The following is a 17,120-nucleotide window of genomic DNA, read 5'->3' on the forward strand; positions in this document are numbered from 1 at the left end:
AGTGACAGCTGCGTCCTGTCACTCGCACCGCGAACTGTCACCGTGCACTTTGGGTCCCGCGCCCCGCACCCGCCTAGAGCCAGCCGTTCCCGTCGGCCACCAGGACCGCCTCGGTGCGGTTGGTCGCGTTCGTCTTGCCGATCGCCGCACTGAGGTGGTTGCGCACCGTGCCCTCGGACAGGAACAGCCGCGCCGCGATGACAGCGACGCTGGAGCCGTCCCTGGCCGCCTGCAACACCTCGGTCTCACGCTGGGTCAGCGGTGACTCGCCCGCCAGCAGCGAATCGGTCGCCAGGGTCGGGTCGACGACCCGCAGCCCCGCGTGCACCCGGCGTACGGCGTCCGCCAGCTGCGCCGCCGGCGTGTCCTTGACGACGAACCCGCTCGCGCCCGCCTGCAGGGCCCGTCGCAGGTACCCGGGACGGCCGAAGGTCGTCACGATCAGGACCTTGGTGTCCGGCGAGGCGGCCCGCACCTCGGCGGTGGCGCTGATGCCGTCCAGGCCGGGCATCTCGACGTCGAGCAGCGCCACGTCCGGGTGATGTGCCAGCACCGCCGGCACCACCTCGGTGCCGCTGCCGACCTCGGCGACCACCTCGAGGTCGGCCTCGAGGCTGAGCAGCGCGGAGAGCGCTCCCCGGACCAGTGCCTGGTCGTCGGCGAGCAGGAGCTTGATGGAGGTCATGGGCGAGCCACCTGAAGGGAGAAGCCGGGGGAGAGGGTGCGGGTGGTGACGACGGCGCCGACCGCGGAGGCGCGCTCGCGCAGCCCCGTCAGGCCCGACCCCTCGTGGTCGCCGCAGGGGCCGTTGCCGTCGTCGCGGATCTCGACGCAGGCTTCCGAGAGCCGGATCTCGCAGTTCCGAGCGCCGGAGTGCCTGATCACGTTGGTGACGCCCTCGCGCACCGACCAGGCGAACAGTTCGCGCAGCTCGGTCGGCACGATCTCGGTCGCCTGCGGGACGTTCGGCGTGATCTCGGCGGTGGTGAGCGCGGCGCGGGCGCGGGCCAGCTCGCCAGGCAGGGTGAGCTCGCGGTAGCCCTCGACCGCGCGCCGGATGTCGGCCAGCGCGTCGCGGGAGAGCCGTTCGAGGTCGGCCAGCTCGTGCCTGGTCCGCTCGGGGGAGACGTCGATGAGCCGCTGCGCCAGCTCGGCCTTGACAGTGATCACCGTGAGCGAGTGCCCCAGGATGTCGTGCAGGTCGCGGGCGAACCGGTTGCGCTCGGCATCGACGGCGAGCACCGTGTTCTGCGCGTTCGCCTGCCACAGCTGGACGTTGCGGCTGACCACCGTCCGCATGCCGAGGATCGCCAGAGAGGCCATCAGCGCGCCGAAGGCGACGCCGCCCTGACCGGGCCAGTCCTCGAGCTGACCGGCGACGATCACCGCCGTCACCATCACGATGTCGAGCACGATCGTCAGCCGGATCGGGAGCGACATCATCGCGGCGGCGGCGATGAAGACGGCGGTCGCGGTGGCGTTGGCCCCGAGCGCGATCGTCGCGACGACGCCCAGGACGAGCAGCGCACCGATGTAGCCGAGCGCCAGGCGCAGCGGCGGCCGCTCGATCATCCGCAGCCGCACCCGGTCGGTGCCGAAGAAGCTGGAGGCGTAGAGCACCATGAACGCCGCGGTGGCGATCATCCCGATGACGCCGTGCAGCGTCCCGCGGGCCCGCCAGCCGTCGACGAGCGTCGGCACCATGAAGACCAGCCAGATCGCACCGACCCACGGCCCGAGGCCCCGACGCTGCTGGGAGGCCCAGGGGAAGGCCTGCCCGACAGGGACGTCGAGGCCTGCGACGCGCTCCTCGTTCACGGGGAGAACGGTAGTCACACCCGCACTCACACGCGCGCCGTGTCCTTGCTCATCCGCCACGCGGCGCCGGCCACGAAGATGACGAACCACGCGACCGCGTTCAGGATCGCGTACCACGGCAGCTCGTGGGTGAGGGGGGAGCGGGCGATCTCGGCCACGCCGTACATCGGGGTCCAGTAGGCGACCATCTGCACCGGGTGGGAGTACTGGTCCAGCGGGATGAAGACGCCGCCCAGGAACGAGAAGATGGCCAGGCCAGGGCCGAGGATCTGCATGGCGTTCTCGCCGGGCACGACGTAGCCGATGAAGACGCCGAGGGCAGCGAAGGTCAGCGTGCAGAACAGCGTCAGGACCATCGAGGTGATCCAGACGTGGGTCGGCATCTCGGCCTTGTTCTCCAGCTTGCCCACCACGTTGACCGCGACGATCGCCAGACCACCCATGCACAGCGCCACCAGCGCCTTGACGAGGATGTAGGCCACCGGGTTGAGCGGGGTCAGCCGCAGCTGCCGCGACCAGCCCAGAGCGCGTTCGAGGGCGACCATCGAGCCGGTCGCAGCGGCGGTCAGCGCGGCACCGTAGAGGGCCATCGAGATCAGGATGTACGCCGCGACGTTGCCGCTGCCCGACTTCTCGTCCCAGCCGCTCTGACCGCCGAAGATCAGCGTCAGTGCGGCAGGCAGGATCAGCGTGAAGACGACGGTACGGCGGTTGCGCAGCATCCGCTTGAGCTCGAGTCCGAGCAGGGTGAGGGTGAACCCGCCCCGCCGCGGGACCCGGCGGGCCTCGATGTCGAAAGAAGTCGTGGTGCTCACTGGTCGCCTCCGGTCAGGCTGAGGAACGCATCCTCGAGGTTCTTGCTGGTGATCTCCAGGTCGCGCGCGCCCGTCTCGGTGAGCAGGTAGCGGGCGACGGCGTCGCTGTCCTTGGCGTGCACGAGGACCTGGTCGCCGCGGACGTCGAGCTGGTCGACGCCGCCGAGATTGCGCAGGCCCTGCTCGATGGCCCCGTTCAGGCCCGGCACCGTGGCGCGCACGGTGCGACCGGCGGCGAGGGCGCGGATCTCCGAGCCCGTCCCGTCGGCGACCTTGCGGCCCTTGCTGATCAGCACGATGCGATCGGCGTACTGGTCCGCCTCCTCGAGGTAGTGCGTGGCGAACAGGACCGTCCGGCCCTTGTCGGCGTCGCGCCGGATCGAGTTCCAGAAGGTGCGGCGGCCCTCGACGTCCATGCCGGTGGTCGGCTCGTCCAGGAGCAGCAGCGCCGGGTCGGGGAGCAGGGCCATCGCGAACCGCAGCCGCTGCTGCTCGCCGCCCGAGCACTTGCCCACCTTGCGATCGGCGATGTGGGTGATGCCGGCGTTCTCGATCGCCTCGTCGACCGGCAGCGTGTCGGCGAAGAGGCTGGCGGTGTAGGTCACCGTCTCGCGGACGGTCAGGTCCTTGAGCAGGCCGCCGGTCTGCATCACCGCGCTGACCAGGCCACGGGCGATCGCGTCCCGCGGCTTGATACCGAGCACCTCCGCGGTGCCGCTGGTGGGCTGGGAGAGACCCAGGATCATGTCGATCGTGGTCGTCTTCCCGGCGCCGTTCGGACCCAGGAACGCGACCACCTCGCCCTGCTGGAGCTCGAGGTCGATCCCGTTCACGGCCTGAACGCTGCCGAACGTCTTGGTGACGCCGTCGAGGCGCACCGTTGGAACTGTCATGGCTCCAGTCTGGCGATCCCCGACCTCGTGTGCGCCTGTCGACACTCACGAGGTCGGGGTGACATCTGTCAGCGCTGCGCCCGTCGAGAGGTCACCTTCGGGGGCACCAGGGGTCAGTTTCGGGTGGTCGAAGGGTCAGTTTCCGCGGGTTGAGTGGCCACTCAACCCGCGATACGTGACCTCTCGACGGGCGGAAGGTGACCTCTCGACGGGCGGAAGGTGACCTCTCGACGGGCGGAAGGTGTCCTCTCGCGTCAGAAGGTGTGCTCCGGGCCGGGGAAAGCACCCGAGGCGACGTCCGCGGCGTACTCCTGGGCGGCGCCGAGCAGGACACCGTGGAGGTCGGCGTACTTCTTCACGAATCGCGGCGTGCGGCCGTCGTTGAGGCCGAACGCGTCCTGCCAGACCAGCACCTGGCCATCGGTCTGGTTGCCACCGCCGATGCCGATGGTCGGGATCTCCAGCTCCTTGGTGACCCGGGCAGCCACGTCGCCGGGCACCATCTCCATCACCACCGCGAACGCGCCGGCCTCCTGCACCGCGTGGGCGTCGCGCAGGATCCGCTCGGCGGCGTCGCCGCGGCCCTGGACGCGGTAGCCGCCGAGGGTGTGCTCGCTCTGCGGGGTGAAGCCGATGTGCGCGCACACCGGGATCCCGCCCTGGGTCAGCCGCTGGATCTGCGGCGCCATCTCCACGCCGCCCTCGAGCTTGACCGCCGCCACCTCGGCCTCCTTCATCAGCCGCGCGGCGGAGTGGTAGGCCTGCTCGGGGCTGGCCTGGTAGGTCCCGAACGGCAGGTCGCCGATGACCAGCGCGCGCTTCGCGCCGCGGGCCACGCCCCGGGCGAGCATGATCATCTCCTCCAGGGTGACCGGCAGGGTCGTGGAGTAGCCCAGCACCGTGTTGCCGGCCGAGTCGCCGACCAGGAGGGTGTCGATGCCGGCCTCGTCGAAGACGCGGGCGGTGAAGACGTCGTACGACGTCAGCATGGTGAACCTGCGGCCGCTCTGCTTCCACTCCCGCAGGTGGTGGGTGCGCACCTTCTTGACCGGAGGTGCGTCCGTCGCGGGGGCGCCGTACGGCGCCTGCTCGCCCTGATTGCTGTGCTGCTCGCTCGACATGGAGCTGCCTTCCTCGTCATCTCGCGGCTCCCCGGTGGAGTCCACGGACCGCGTCCAGCCTAGGTCTGGGAGGGGCCGCGAGGCGCTGTGGTCCTCGTCACTCCACGACGCGGTCGATACTGCGCACGAGGCATCACTCCGAGGTGATCGCGGCGAGCACGTTGAGCCGGGCGGCGCGGGCCGCGGGCAGCAGCGCGGCCAGGATGCCGACCACCACCGCGATGACGAGGAAGAGCGCGAGCTGGCCCAGCGGCAGCCCGAGCGAGGTCAGCTTCGAGGCGAGCGCCTGGCGCAGGAGGACGCCGATGACCAGCCCCAGCGCCATCCCCATCACCGCGCCGAGCACCGCGATCGCGATCGACTCCAGGGTGATCATCCGGCGCAGCCGCGCACGGCTCATCCCGACCGCTCGCAGCAGCCCGATCTCACGGGTCCGCTCGATGACCGAGAGGCCGAGGGTGTTCACGATGCCGATGATGGCGATCACGATCGCCAGCGCCAGCAGTCCGTAGATCATGTAGAGCAGCTGGTTGACCTGGCCGCGGATCTGGTCGGCGAAGCTGCCCTTGTCGTAGACGTCGACGATCTTGGCGGCATCGGTGATCTTCTTGAGCTCGGGCAGCACCGTCGCCGCCGACGCGCCGGGCGCGAGCATGATGCTCAAGGTGGTGTCCTGCCGCTGCAGGCCCGCCTGGTCGATCAGGGCCAGCCGCGCGCTGATCGGGCCGGTGATCTCGCTCGGCTTGCTGATGCCGGTGACGGTCAGATCGAGTGTCTTCCCGGCCGGGAAGGCGAGCTCGAAGGCACTGCCGACCTTCCAGCCGCGCTGCTTGGCGAGATCACTGGCGACGACGGCGCCGTTGCCGCTCAGCTGCTCGGTGCCCGACTTCATCTCGAGCCGATAGATCCCGGTGAACGCGTCGTCGAGGCCGGACAGCGTCGTCGTCTGCCCGGTGTCGAGGTTGCCGTGGTCGACGATGTCGGCGCTGACCAGCTGCTGCCGGCTCACGGTCGCCACGCCCGGCACCGTCGCCATCTGGTCGCCGATCGACGTCGGGAACGGTGCGAAGGTCGCCGACTGGACCAGGAAGTCGGAGGTGAACTCCTTGTTGACGATGTCGTCGACGGTGTTGTTCAGCGACGCGGCCAGCACGCCGATCGTGGAGACGAGGGCGAGCCCGATCATCAGGGCGGACGCGGTCGCTCCCGTACGCCGAGGGTCGCGCAGCGCGTTCTCGCCCGCGAGCCGGCCCGAGGCGCCGAAGAGCCGCGCGAAGACGGTCCGGCACAGCACCAGGACCGGGCGTCCGACCACCGAGCTGGTCGCGGCCAGCGTGAGCACCCACACCAGGGCGCCGACGCCGACCCAGGCGGCCTGCGATCCGGGCGCACCGAGGAAGCCGGCCGCCGCGAGCACCGCGCCGACCGCGAACAGGACGGTCGCGACGATGACCCGGGTCCGCAGCGGTGCCGCCGTACGCGCGAGGTCGCCGCGCATCGCCGTCACCGGCGCGACCTTGCCTGCGCGCCGGGCCGGCAGCCAGGCGGCGAGCAGGGTGACCATGATGCCGACGCCGTAGCTGATCAGCACCGAGGATGCGTCCAACGTCAGCACTCTGCCGGAGATGTCGAGGCCGGCGGCGCGGAAGACCGCGGCGAGGCCGCGGGCCAGCGCCCAGCCCAGCGCGATGCCGATGGTGGAGGCGACCACCGACATCACCAGCGCCTCCGCAAGCACCGAGCGGGTGACCTGGCGCCGGGTGGCGCCCAGCGCCCGCAGCAGGGCGAGCTCCCGGGTCCGCTGGGCGACCAGGATGGTGAAGGTGTTGACGATGATGAAGGCGCCGACCACCACCGCGATCAGGGCGAAGACCAGCAGGAAGACCGAGATCACGTCGAGCAGCTGGCTGATGGCGTCCTGCGACTCGTCGACGACCTGGTCGCCCGTGACGGCCTCGAAGTCGCTCGGCAGCACCTTCTTCGCGGCGGCGACAAGGTCGGTCTGGGACACCCCTCGGGCGGCGGTCAGCGAGACCGACGTGAAGGCGTCCTTGCCGCCCAGGAAGATCTTCTGCGCGGTGGGGGTGTCGAAGATCAGCAGGGTCGAGCCGGCGGTCGAGCCGCCGTTGAAGTCAGCCGTCCCGACGAGGGTGGCCTTGAGCTGGGTGCTGCTGGTCGGCGGAAGCACGGAGACGGTGTCGCCGACGTGGTAGCCGGCCCGCTTCGCGCTCCCCGCGTCCATCACGATCTGTCCCGGCCCCGGCCAGGTGCCCTGCTCGAGCACGGTGATCGGCTCGCCGGCCATGTTGACGCCGCCGGTGTGGTTGAACGCGAGTGTGGGAGCGCCGGTGCCGCCGACGAGGTCGCCGTGGTCGTCGAGCAGGCTCATCCCGTTGCCGTCGACGCTGCCGTCCGCCGCCGCGACCTGCGGCAGTGCGGCCAGCTTCGCGACCGCGGCGGGACTGATCGTCGCGGTCGAGGTACCGGTCGTACCGGCGTCGAAGGAGTCGAGCCCCTTCGCCCGGACGGTCGCGTCCGGGGTCGAGCCCTTGATGATCGAGTCGAAGGTGCTCGAGAGGCCGTTGCTGAAGACCAGCACGCCGGAGAGGAAGGCGACGCCCAGCACGATCGCCAGGCTGCTCATCACCAGCCGCACCTTGCGCGCCAGCAGGTTGCGCAGGACGAGCCTGAACATCAGGTGCCCGTCCCGTCGGTCGCCGCCTTCGTCTTCAACGCGGCGTCCTGCAGCGCGGTCATGTGGGCGAGGATGTCGTCACGGGTGGGGCGATCGAGCTCGTCGACGATCAGGCCGTCGGCGAGGAAGATCACCCGGTCGCAGTACGACGCCGCGATGGCGTCATGGGTCACCATCACGACGGTCTGGCCGAACTCGTCGACGCTGCGGCGCAGGAACGCGAGCACCTCGGCGCCGGACGCGGAGTCGAGGTTGCCGGTGGGCTCGTCCGCGAACACGATCGCCGGCCTGCTGGCCAGCGCGCGGGCGCACGCGACCCGCTGCTGCTGGCCCCCCGACATCTGCGCCGGTCGGTGACCGAGCCGGTCGGCCAGACCGACGGCCTCGATCACGGTGTCGAACCAGCCCTTGTCCGGCTTGGTGCCGGCCAGGTCGAGCGGGAGCAGGATGTTCTCCCGCGCTGTGAGTGTCGGGATCAGGTTGAACGCCTGGAAGACGAAGCCGATCCGCTCCCGCCGAAGCGCTGTCAGGGCCTTGTCATTGAGCGATCCGACGTCGGTGCCGTCCACGACGACCCGGCCCGCGGTCGGCGCGTCGAGCGCCGCGAGACAGTGCATCAGGGTCGACTTCCCGGAGCCGGAGGGACCCATGATGGCGGTGAAGGCGCCGCGCTCGAACTCGACGGAGACACCGTCGAGGGCGTGCACCTCGGAGTCGCCGGAGCCGTAGCTCTTGCGCAGGTCGACCGCCCGAGCGGCTGCGTCTCGGGTGGTCTCGGTCGTCGCTTCCAGCGTCATGGGTCCAGCCAACCCCAGATATGGCTGGGGCGCGATCAGGAATCCCCCTGATCTCGGCCCGTGCCGACCCCCGGCCCCGTGCCGGTCCGGTCAGCGCGGCGGGCCGTAGTCGCGGATGACGGTGGCGACCCGCACCCGGTAGTCGGCGTACCAGGCCTCCTGGCCGCGCCTCTGCGCCACCAGGTGTGCCGCGACCTGCTTCCAGGCGGCCGCGTCGGCCTCGGTGCGCAGCGAGGTGAAGATGACGGCGGTGTACGGCGCCTCAGGGTCGGGGCGATCGCGCCCTCGTCGCTCATGCGGCAACTCTTCCATCCCTACACTCGCCTCGTGGACTTCTACTCGCCCTACGCGCACGGATTCGCCCGGGTCGCGGCGTGCACCATCCCGGTCGCGATCGCCGATCCGGCGACCAACGCCCGCACCGTCCTCGAACAGGTCCGGGCCTGCCACGACGACGGCGCGGCGGTCGCCGTCTTCCCGGAGCTGTGCCTGAGCGGGTACGCCGTCGAGGACCTGTTCCTTCAGCAGCCGCTGCTCGACGCGGTGGTCGCCGCCATCCAGACCATCGCGGTGGCCAGCGAGGAGCTGCTGCCGGTGATCGTCGTCGGCGCGCCGCTGCTGCACGGCAACCGGATCCTCAACGCGGCCGTGATCATCCATCGCGGCGAGATCCTCGGGGTGGCGCCCAAGTCCTACCTGCCGACCTACCGCGAGTTCTACGAGCGGCGCTGGTTCGCACCCGGCGACGACCTCGACTCCACGATCGCCATCGGCGGAGCCGAGGTCCCGGTCTCCCCGCACCTGCTCTTCCGCGCCACCGACGTGCCGGGCCTGACCTTCCACGTGGAGGTCTGCGAGGACATGTGGGTGCCGGTGCCGCCCAGTGCGCGGGCCGCCCTGGCCGGTGCCACCGTGCTGGTCAACCTGAGCGCCAGCCCGATCACCGTCGGGCGCTCGGAGGCGCGTCGGCTGCTGGTGCAGAGCGGCAGCGCGCGGTGCCAGGCGGCCTACGTCTACACCGCCGCGGGCCAGGGTGAGTCCACCACCGACCTGTCGTGGGACGGTCAGACGATGGTCTACGAGCTCGGTGAGCTGGTGGGGGAGAGCGAGCGCTTCCCGGACGGTCCGCGGCGTACGGTCGTCGACGTGGATCTCGACCGGATCCGTGCCGAGCGCATCCGGATGGGCACCTTCGACGACAACCGGCGCACGCTGAGCGGCGAGACCGGTGACGTCGACACCTTCGAGGTGATCGAGTTCGAGCTGGAGCCGCCGCTGGTCGCGACCCGGCTGCAGCGCAAGGTGGACCGCTTCCCGTTCGTGCCCGACGACCCGGCGCGACTGGCCCAGGACTGCTACGAGGCCTACCACATCCAGGTCAGCGGGCTGGTCCAGCGACTGCGCTCGATCGGCCCGAGTACGAAGGTGGTGATCGGCGTCAGCGGCGGCCTCGACTCCACCCACGCCCTGATCGTGGCTGCCGACGCGATGGACCGGTTGGGGCGTCCGCGCAGCGACATCCTGGCCTTCACCATGCCGGGATTCGCCACCAGCGAGAGCACCCTAGCCAGCGCGAACGCGCTGATGTCGTCGCTCGGGACGACCTACGAGACCCTCGACATCCGGCCCACCGCCACCCAGATGCTCACGGACATGGGCCACGCCTTCGGCGCCTCGGCCGGCTCGAGCACCGTCGATCCTTCGGTGTACGACGTGACGTTCGAGAACGTCCAGGCGGGCCTGCGCTACGACTATCTCTTCCGGTTGGCGAACCAGCGCGGCGGGATCGTGGTCGGCACCGGCGACCTCTCCGAGCTCGCACTGGGCTGGTGCACCTACGGCGTGGGCGACCAGATGTCGCACTACAACGTCAACGCAGGCGTGCCGAAGACGCTGATCCAGCACCTGATCCGCTGGGTCGTCTCCACCGACCGGTTCGACGTGCAGACCAATGCGGTGCTCGAGACGATCGTGGAGCAGGAGATCAGCCCGGAGCTGGTGCCGGGGGAGACGCCGCAGTCCACCGAGGCGATGGTCGGGCCCTACGCGCTGCAGGACTTCACCCTCTTCCACGTGGTGCGACACGGCTACAACCCCTCCAAGATCGCCTTCCTGGCCTGGCAGGCCTGGCACGACGCGGATCAGGGCGACTGGCCGGCGGGCTACCCCGTGGCTCGGCGGACGGCGTACGAGCTCAGTGAGATCCGGCACTGGCTCGAGGTGTTCATCAAGCGCTTCTTCGCCAACCAGTTCAAGCGCTCCGCGCTGCCGAACGGGCCGAAGGTGAGCAACGGCGGGACGATGTCGCCGCGCGGCGACTGGCGGATGCCGTCGGACGCCAGCGCGTCGGTGTGGCTGGCGGAACTCGAGGCACGCGTGCCGCAGGGGTGAGGTGAATTGCTTCCTTTCAGGAAAATGAAGGAAATGCCTTCATATTGGAAAGATGAAGCTATTCTCTTCATATGGTGGCACTGGCAACCCTCATCGGTGATGTCGTCGGATCCCGCCGGCTGGCGGATCGCGATGCACTCCATCGACTCCTGGTCGAGGCACTGACCCGGGTCAACGACGAGCTCGATCCGGTGACGCCGCTGCGTGTCACCGTGGGCGACGAGTACCAGGGCGCCTTCGCCGCCGTGGGCGACGCCACTCGCGCGACACTGCGGCTGCGGCTCCTGCTCGCCCCCGAGGTCGACGTGCGGCACGGCATCGGGTGGGGCGAGGTACGCACCCTCAGCGACGCGCCCCGGGTCGAGGACGGGCCGGGCTGGTGGTCGGCCCGGGAGGCGATCGAGCGGGTCGCCCGGCAGCAGCGTGAGGCCGCCCGGAGTCGACTACGCACCGGCTACCTCCCCGCCGAGGACAGCATCGGTGCTCCCGATCCGGCCGCGCTCGACGCCGCTCTGACCGCCCGCGACGAGCTGCTGGGTCGCTTGGGCACGGTCTCACTGTCGGTGCTCGCTGGCATGCTGCGCGGCATGAGCCAGCGCGACCTCGCCGACGACCTCGGGATCAGCCCTTCGGCGGTGTCCCAGCGCGTACGCCGCGACGGCCTGGCCGTACTGGTGGACGTCGACAGGAGCCTGGGGAGGGTGCGATGACCTGGCTGGCGCTGCTGCTGATCGGCTTCGGCCTGGCCGACCTCGCGCACGCGCTCTGGCCGGTCCGATGGCTGCCGGAGAGTGCCGCGGCCGCCAGCACTGTCGCGGTCGGTGCGCTGGCCGGCTTCGAGGGCGCCCGCGACGTGCTGGCGCTGCTCGTCCTCGCTGTGGCGGTGGTCGGGTGGGGGTTCGTGGTCCGGGTCGGCTTCGGTGCCGACCGGGCATGGCTGCCGCTCACCTTCGCGACCGCGGCGCTGGCGCTCGCCCTGCTCACCACGCCTTGGGTGCACCCGCACGACGGACCGATCGGCGCGTGGTTGCGTGCCACCCCGATCCCGCTGCTGCACTCCATGTCGACCGACCGGGCGCTCCTGCTCGCCGGCGGTCTGCTCGTGCAGGGTTCGACCGGCAACGTGCTGGTCCGGCTGGTGCTGCTGGCGACCCAGACGATCAACCCCGCCCAGGCCGGTGCGCGCGAGCCCGCGCCGCGACTCAAGGGCGGGCGCCTGCTCGGCCCGATGGAGCGGCTGGTCATCCTCGGCCTCGGGCTCGCCGGCGACTACACCGCGGCCGGCGTCGTCGTGGCGGCCAAGGGCCTGCTCCGCTTCCCCGAGCTGCAGGCCGCCCGCAAGGACCTCGACATCGCCGCGGTGACCGAGTACTTCCTGGTTGGAAGCTTCGTCTCGTGGCTGGTCGCACTCGCCACGGTGGTGTTGCTCGCTCACTGAGGACCGCCGCCCACTAGGCTGCGCGCATGGGTAAGCAGGAGGACTTCGTCCTGAGGGCGCTCGAAGAGCGCGATGTCCGCTTCGTGCGGCTGTGGTTCACCGACGTGCTCGGCTTCCTCAAGTCGGTGGCGATCGCCCCGGCGGAGCTGGAGGGGGCGTTCGCGGAGGGCATCGGCTTCGACGGGAGCGCCATCGAGGGCTTCGCTCGCGTGACCGAGTCGGACATGCTCGCTCTGCCCGATCCGAGCACCTTCCAGCTGCTGCCCTGGCGCGTCGACCAGGGGCCGGCCACCGCACGCATGTTCTGCGACATCGTGATGCCGGACGGCAGCCCGTCGTACGCAGACCCGCGGTATGTGCTGAAGCGGACGCTGAGCCGGGCGGCCGAGAAGGGCCTGACCTTCTACACCCACCCCGAGATCGAGTTCTACCTGTTCAAGGACGAGCCGCAGGACGGCGTCGAGCCGGTCCCGGTCGACTCCAGCGGCTACTTCGACCACACCGCCCAGTCGATGGGCGCCGACTTCCGACGCGAGGCGATCAACTACCTCGAGGCGATGGGCATCTCGGTGGAGTTCAGCCACCACGAGGGCGGTCCCGGCCAGCAGGAGATCGACCTGCGCTACGCCGACGCGCTCTCCACCGCCGACAACATCATGACCTTCCGGACCGTGATCCGGGAGGTGGCGCTGAGCCAGAACGTGTGGGCCTCGTTCATGCCCAAGCCGTTCACCAACTTCCCCGGCTCGGGCATGCACACCCACGTCAGCCTCTTCGAGGGTGACCAGAACGCCTTCTACGAGGCCGGCGCCGAGTACCAGCTCTCGCAGACCGGTCGCCGCTTCATCGCTGGCGTCCTGCGGCACGCGCCGGAGATCAGCGTGGTGACCAACCAGTGGGTCAACTCCTACAAGCGGATCGTCGCCGAGGGCGAGGCTCCGGCACACATCTCGTGGGGCCACAACAACCGCTCCGCGATGATCCGGGTGCCGATGTACAAGCCGTCCAAGGGCCAGTCCACCCGGGTCGAGATCCGCACCCTGGACCCGGCCTGCAACCCCTACCTCGCCTTCGCCGCGGTGCTCGCCGCCGGCATGAAGGGCATCGAGGAGGAGTACGACCTGCCGCCGGAGGCCGAGGACGACGTCTGGGCGCTGACCGACCGCGAGCGGGCGTCGCTGGGCATCGACCCGCTGCCCCGCGGCCTCGACGAGGCGATCGCGGTCGCGGAGAAGTCCGAGCTGCTGGCCGAGACGCTCGGCGAGCACGTCTACGACTTCTTCCTGCGCAACAAGCGCCAGGAATGGTCCGAGTACCGCGCCCAGGTCAGCGCCTTCGAGCGCTCCCGGATGCTGCCGGTCCTCTAGGGCGGAGCAGAACGATGGCGCGCGTCCTGGTGGTGCAGCATGACGCCACCTGCCCGCCGGCCCTCTTCGGCACCTGGCTGGAGGAGGCCGGCTGCCGGCTGGACGTGCGCCAGGCCCACCGCGGCGACGAGCAGCCCAGCGTGCGTCAGTACGACGGGCTGCTCGTGCTCGGTGGCGCGATGGACGCCGATGACGACCAGGGGTACCCCTGGCTGCCGTTGACCCGCGAGCGGATCCGGGAGGCTGCCCTGCTCGGCACGCCCACGCTCGGCATCTGCCTGGGCCATCAGCTGGCGGCGCTCGCACTCGGCGGCAGCACCGGTCGTCGCGAGGCCGGCCCGCAGATCGGCCTCCTGGAGGTCGGGTGGGGCTGCGAGGTGCTGCTCGATCCGCTGGTGGACCGGATCGCCGGCGACGGCCGGGCGGTGCACTGGAACCAGGACGTGGTGGTCGGGCTGCCCCCGGGTACCGAGGTGCTCGCCCGCGGGCAGCACGGCGACGTCCAGGCTGCCCGACTCGCCCGCACGGTCTGGGGCGTGCAGTTCCACCCCGAGGTCGACGACGGCGTGGTCGCCAGCTGGGCCGCCACCGACACCGGCCTGCTGTCCGCCGCCGGCCTGACGGGGGAAGCGGTGGTCGCCCAGACCAGGTCCGCGAGCGAGGAGCTGGCCGGGGCCTGGCGCCCGCTGGCCCACGCATTCGCCAGGATGGTGCGCGGTCACTCGGCCGCCAACGGAGCGTTGTGGGAGTGATGTGAGCCCTCGGACCACGACCGGCAAGGGCCTGCTGCTGCGGCTCGGCTTCACCGACACCGATGCCGCGGTAGCAGGGGTCGCTGACCTCGGAAGCGTCACCGACCCGTTGATGGCGCTGTTCGGCCGCACCGCAGACCCGGACCTCGCCCTGGCGGCGCTGGTGCGACTGGCCGAGGCCGTGCCGGACCGGGAGCAGCTGCTCCGTGAGCTCGCCGACGACGAGGGCACCGCGATGCGACTGCTCTCGGTGCTCGGTGCCTCAGAGGCGCTCGGAGACCATCTCGCGCGGCACCCCGAGCACTGGCGCGACCTGTGCGACCCGATGCTGGGCTCGACCCGGCCGGCGGCGTACTTCCTCCGGGATCATCTGCTCGACGCTGTCGCGGGTCTCGACCCCGTGGCCGCCCGCGACGCACTCCGCGTCGAGTACCGCCGCCTGCTGCTCCGGCTCGCCGCCCGCGATCTCGGTCACGCGATGGGCGTCGACGACGTCGCCGCTGAGCTCTCCGACCTGGCCGCCGCGACGCTGGACGCCGCGCTGGCGATCGCGCGCACCGAGATCGACGGCGCCGACCAGGTCCGGCTGGCGATCGTCGCGATGGGCAAGTGTGGCGCGCACGAGCTCAACTACGTCTCCGATGTCGACGTGATCTTCCTGCACGCCCTGCGCGACGACTCGTCCCTCGCCTCCTCGGGAGCCGGGGACGAGATCGCGGTCAAGCTGGCCAGCACGGTGATGCGGATCTGCTCCGAGCATACCCGCGAGGGCACGATCTGGCAGGTCGATGCGGCCCTGCGACCCGAGGGCAAGTCCGGCGTGCTGAGCCGCACCCTGGCCGGCCATGTCGCCTACTACGAACGCTGGGCCTCGACCTGGGAGTTCCAGGCGCTGCTCAAGGCTCGTCCCGTCGCCGGCGACATGGAGCTCGGCCGCGCCTACATCGAGCAGCTCTCCCCGCTGGTGTGGCGGGCCGCCGAGCGCGACGGGTTCGTTGCCGACACCCAGGCCATGCGACGTCGGGTCGTCGACCACATCCCCGCCAAGGACGCCGACCGCGAGCTCAAGCTCGGTGTCGGCGGCCTGCGCGACGTGGAGTTCGCGGTCCAGCTGCTGCAGCTGGTGCACGGCCGGGCCGACGCCTCGCTGCGGGTGCCGGCGACGCTGAGCGCGCTCGCCCGGCTCACCGAGGGCGGGTACGTCGGTCGCGAGGACGGCGAGGCACTGCACGCCGCCTACGCGTTCCTGCGCACCTTGGAGCACCGCATCCAGCTGCGACGGCTGCGGCGTACCCATGTCCTCCCGCGCGACGAGGAGTCGCTGCGTCACCTGGGCCGTTCGATGGGACGCTTCCAGGAGCCGGCACGCGCTCTGGAGAAGGAGCTGGCCTTCCACCGGATGACTGTCAGCCGGCTGCACCAGAAGCTCTTCTACCGACCGCTGCTCTCAGCGGTCGCGCGCATCCCGGGTGAGGAGGCGCGGCTCTCCCTGGCCGCGGCGGAGGAGCGCCTCACCGCCCTGGGATACGCGGATCCCGCCGCGGCGCTGCGCCACCTCGAGGCGCTGAGCAGCGGGGTCAGCCGGAGTGCGTCGATGCAGCGCACGCTGCTGCCGGTGATGCTGCAGTGGTTCGCCGACGGACCGGACCCCGACATGGGCCTGTTCGGCTTCCGCCGGATCAGCGAGGCACTGGGGGAGAGCCCGTGGTACCTGCGCGCCCTGCGCGACGAGGGCATGATCGCCGAGCGGCTCGCCCGGGTGCTGTCCACCTCGCGGTACACCACCGCACTGCTGGAGCGGGAGCCCGAGGGTGTGCGGATCCTGGGAGGGTCGCTGGAGCCGACCGCCTTCGAGAGCCTGCTCGCCGAGATGCGTGGTGTGGTCGACCGGCACCGCGACCTGGCTGCCGCCGTACACGTCGTGCGGGGGATCCGACGCCGCGAGCTGTTCCGGATCAGCGCAGGCGAGCTGGCCGGCGTGCTCGACATCGAGCAGGTCGGTGCTGCCCTGAGCCGGCTCACCGACGCGGTGCTGGAGTCGACGCTCGGCGCCGTGGTCAAGGAGGTCATCGCGCAGCAGGGTCTGACCGCGCCGCCGACCAGCCTGGCGGTCGTCGCGATGGGCCGCTATGGCGGGTTCGAGCTCTCCTACGCCAGCGATGCGGACGTGCTCTTCGTGCATCGGCCGGCTGACGGCGTGCCCGCCGAGACCGCCGCCAACTTCGCCCGCGCCGTCGTGGAGCGGCTGCGTGCGCTCCTCAACTCACCCGGCCCGGACCCTGCGCTCGCACTGGACGCCGACCTGCGTCCCGAGGGTCGCCAGGGCGCCCTGGTGCGCACCCTGGACTCCTACGCCGCCTACTACGCCAAGTGGTCGATGGTCTGGGAGGCGCAGGCGCTGCTACGGGCGGACGCGGTCGTCGGCGATCCCGAGCTGCGCGCGGGCTTCACCGCGATGATCGATCCGCTGCGCTATCCCGCCGGCGGTCTCGCGGACGCCGACGTCCGGGAGGTACGCCGGATCAAGGGTCGGGTGGATGCCGAGCGACTGCCCCGCGGTGCGGACCCGGCGACCCATCTCAAGTTGGGGCGTGGGGGCTTGGCCGACATCGAGTGGAGCGTCCAGCTGCTGCAGATGTGCCACGCCCACGACGTACCTGGGCTGCGGACGCCGCGAACGCTGGAGGCGCTGGCGGCGGCCGTGAAGGCGGACCTGGTCTCGCCCGAGGACGCCGAAGGGCTGGGCGAGGCCTGGCGGCGGGTCAGCCGGGTTCGCAACGCGGTGACGCTGGTGCGCGGACGGCCCTCGGACCAGCTGCCCACCAACGTCACCGAGCGTCGAGCGGTGGCCTCGATCCTCGGCTATCCCGCGGACGCGAGCGACGAGATGGTCAACGACTACCTCAGGGTGACCCGTCTGGCCAGCGGCATCGTGGACCGGGTGTTCTGGGGCGACTGAACCGAGCCCTCGGATCTCGCGTGAAACGTGACAGTGGCGGCCACCCTTGAGGGTGGCCGCCACTGTCACGGTCG

At 70.9% G+C, this 17,120-nt stretch carries 14 protein-coding genes; 6 read left to right on the forward strand and 8 right to left on the reverse strand.

Translation table 11 applies throughout. The features are described 5' to 3' along the window. Window positions 1-73: 73 nt before the first annotated feature. The 8 genes from H036_RS0118765 to H036_RS0118800 form a co-directional block, all read right to left on the reverse strand. Window positions 74-685: a response regulator transcription factor gene (locus H036_RS0118765; protein ID WP_017936349.1), complete on the reverse strand. Its 612-nt coding sequence runs from the start codon at window positions 683-685 to the stop codon at window positions 74-76. Next, complete coding sequence (locus tag H036_RS0118770) at window positions 682-1,818, reverse strand: sensor histidine kinase (RefSeq protein ID WP_017936350.1); 1,137 nt, start codon at window positions 1,816-1,818, stop codon at window positions 682-684. Before H036_RS0118770 ends, H036_RS0118765 begins: the two co-directional genes overlap by 4 nt. 26 nt (window positions 1,819-1,844) lie before the next feature. Continuing rightward, the gene (locus H036_RS0118775) at window positions 1,845-2,633 is read right to left on the reverse strand and encodes an ABC transporter permease (protein ID WP_017936351.1); all 789 of its coding nucleotides are present in this window, start codon (window positions 2,631-2,633) and stop codon (window positions 1,845-1,847) included. Then, window positions 2,630-3,526: an ABC transporter ATP-binding protein gene (locus tag H036_RS0118780; RefSeq protein WP_036489268.1), complete on the reverse strand. Its 897-nt coding sequence runs from the start codon at window positions 3,524-3,526 to the stop codon at window positions 2,630-2,632. Before H036_RS0118780 ends, H036_RS0118775 begins: the two co-directional genes overlap by 4 nt. Window positions 3,527-3,780: 254 nt before the next feature. Next, window positions 3,781-4,647, reverse strand: coding sequence for a 3-methyl-2-oxobutanoate hydroxymethyltransferase (panB, locus tag H036_RS0118785; protein WP_017936353.1), 867 nt, complete (start codon window positions 4,645-4,647; stop codon window positions 3,781-3,783). A 133-nt stretch (window positions 4,648-4,780) separates the two neighbouring features. Next, window positions 4,781-7,342, reverse strand: coding sequence for an ABC transporter permease (locus H036_RS0118790; RefSeq protein ID WP_017936354.1), 2,562 nt, complete (start codon window positions 7,340-7,342; stop codon window positions 4,781-4,783). After that, complete coding sequence (locus H036_RS0118795) at window positions 7,342-8,139, reverse strand: ABC transporter ATP-binding protein (protein ID WP_017936355.1); 798 nt, start codon at window positions 8,137-8,139, stop codon at window positions 7,342-7,344. The genes H036_RS0118790 and H036_RS0118795 overlap by 1 nt, the downstream gene beginning before the upstream one ends. Before the next feature lie 90 nt (window positions 8,140-8,229). Then, window positions 8,230-8,451, reverse strand: a complete 222-nt coding sequence (locus H036_RS0118800; protein WP_017936356.1) for a hypothetical protein — start codon at window positions 8,449-8,451, stop codon at window positions 8,230-8,232. Between H036_RS0118800 and H036_RS0118805 the strand changes: the two genes are divergently transcribed. The 6 genes from H036_RS0118805 (at window position 8,434) to H036_RS0118830 (ending at window position 17,046) form a co-directional block, all read left to right on the forward strand. Further along, window positions 8,434-10,530, forward strand: a complete 2,097-nt coding sequence (locus H036_RS0118805; protein ID WP_157417629.1) for an NAD(+) synthase — start codon at window positions 8,434-8,436, stop codon at window positions 10,528-10,530. The genes H036_RS0118800 and H036_RS0118805 overlap by 18 nt on opposite strands. A gap of 71 nt (window positions 10,531-10,601) precedes the next feature. After that, window positions 10,602-11,240 carry a SatD family protein gene (locus H036_RS0118810; RefSeq protein WP_017936358.1) on the forward strand — a complete coding sequence of 213 codons (639 nt, stop codon included), beginning with the start codon at window positions 10,602-10,604 and terminating at the stop codon, window positions 11,238-11,240. Continuing rightward, window positions 11,237-11,968 carry a hypothetical protein gene (locus H036_RS0118815; protein ID WP_017936359.1) on the forward strand — a complete coding sequence of 244 codons (732 nt, stop codon included), beginning with the start codon at window positions 11,237-11,239 and terminating at the stop codon, window positions 11,966-11,968. The genes H036_RS0118810 and H036_RS0118815 overlap by 4 nt, the downstream gene beginning before the upstream one ends. Before the next feature lie 26 nt (window positions 11,969-11,994). Beyond that, on the forward strand, window positions 11,995-13,335 hold the full coding sequence (locus H036_RS0118820; protein WP_017936360.1) for a glutamine synthetase family protein: 1,341 nt from the start codon (window positions 11,995-11,997) through the stop codon (window positions 13,333-13,335). A 14-nt stretch (window positions 13,336-13,349) separates the two neighbouring features. Continuing rightward, window positions 13,350-14,087: a type 1 glutamine amidotransferase gene (locus H036_RS23730; RefSeq protein WP_017936361.1), complete on the forward strand. Its 738-nt coding sequence runs from the start codon at window positions 13,350-13,352 to the stop codon at window positions 14,085-14,087. 1 nt (window position 14,088) lies between these two features. Continuing rightward, a complete protein-coding gene (locus tag H036_RS0118830; protein ID WP_017936362.1) occupies window positions 14,089-17,046 on the forward strand; it encodes a bifunctional [glutamine synthetase] adenylyltransferase/[glutamine synthetase]-adenylyl-L-tyrosine phosphorylase in 2,958 nt (985 codons plus the stop codon). The last annotated feature ends 74 nt before the right edge of the window (window positions 17,047-17,120 follow it).

Origin of the sequence: Nocardioides sp. Iso805N (assembly GCF_000364605.1) — a bacterium.
Taxonomy (GTDB): domain Bacteria; phylum Actinomycetota; class Actinomycetes; order Propionibacteriales; family Nocardioidaceae; genus Nocardioides.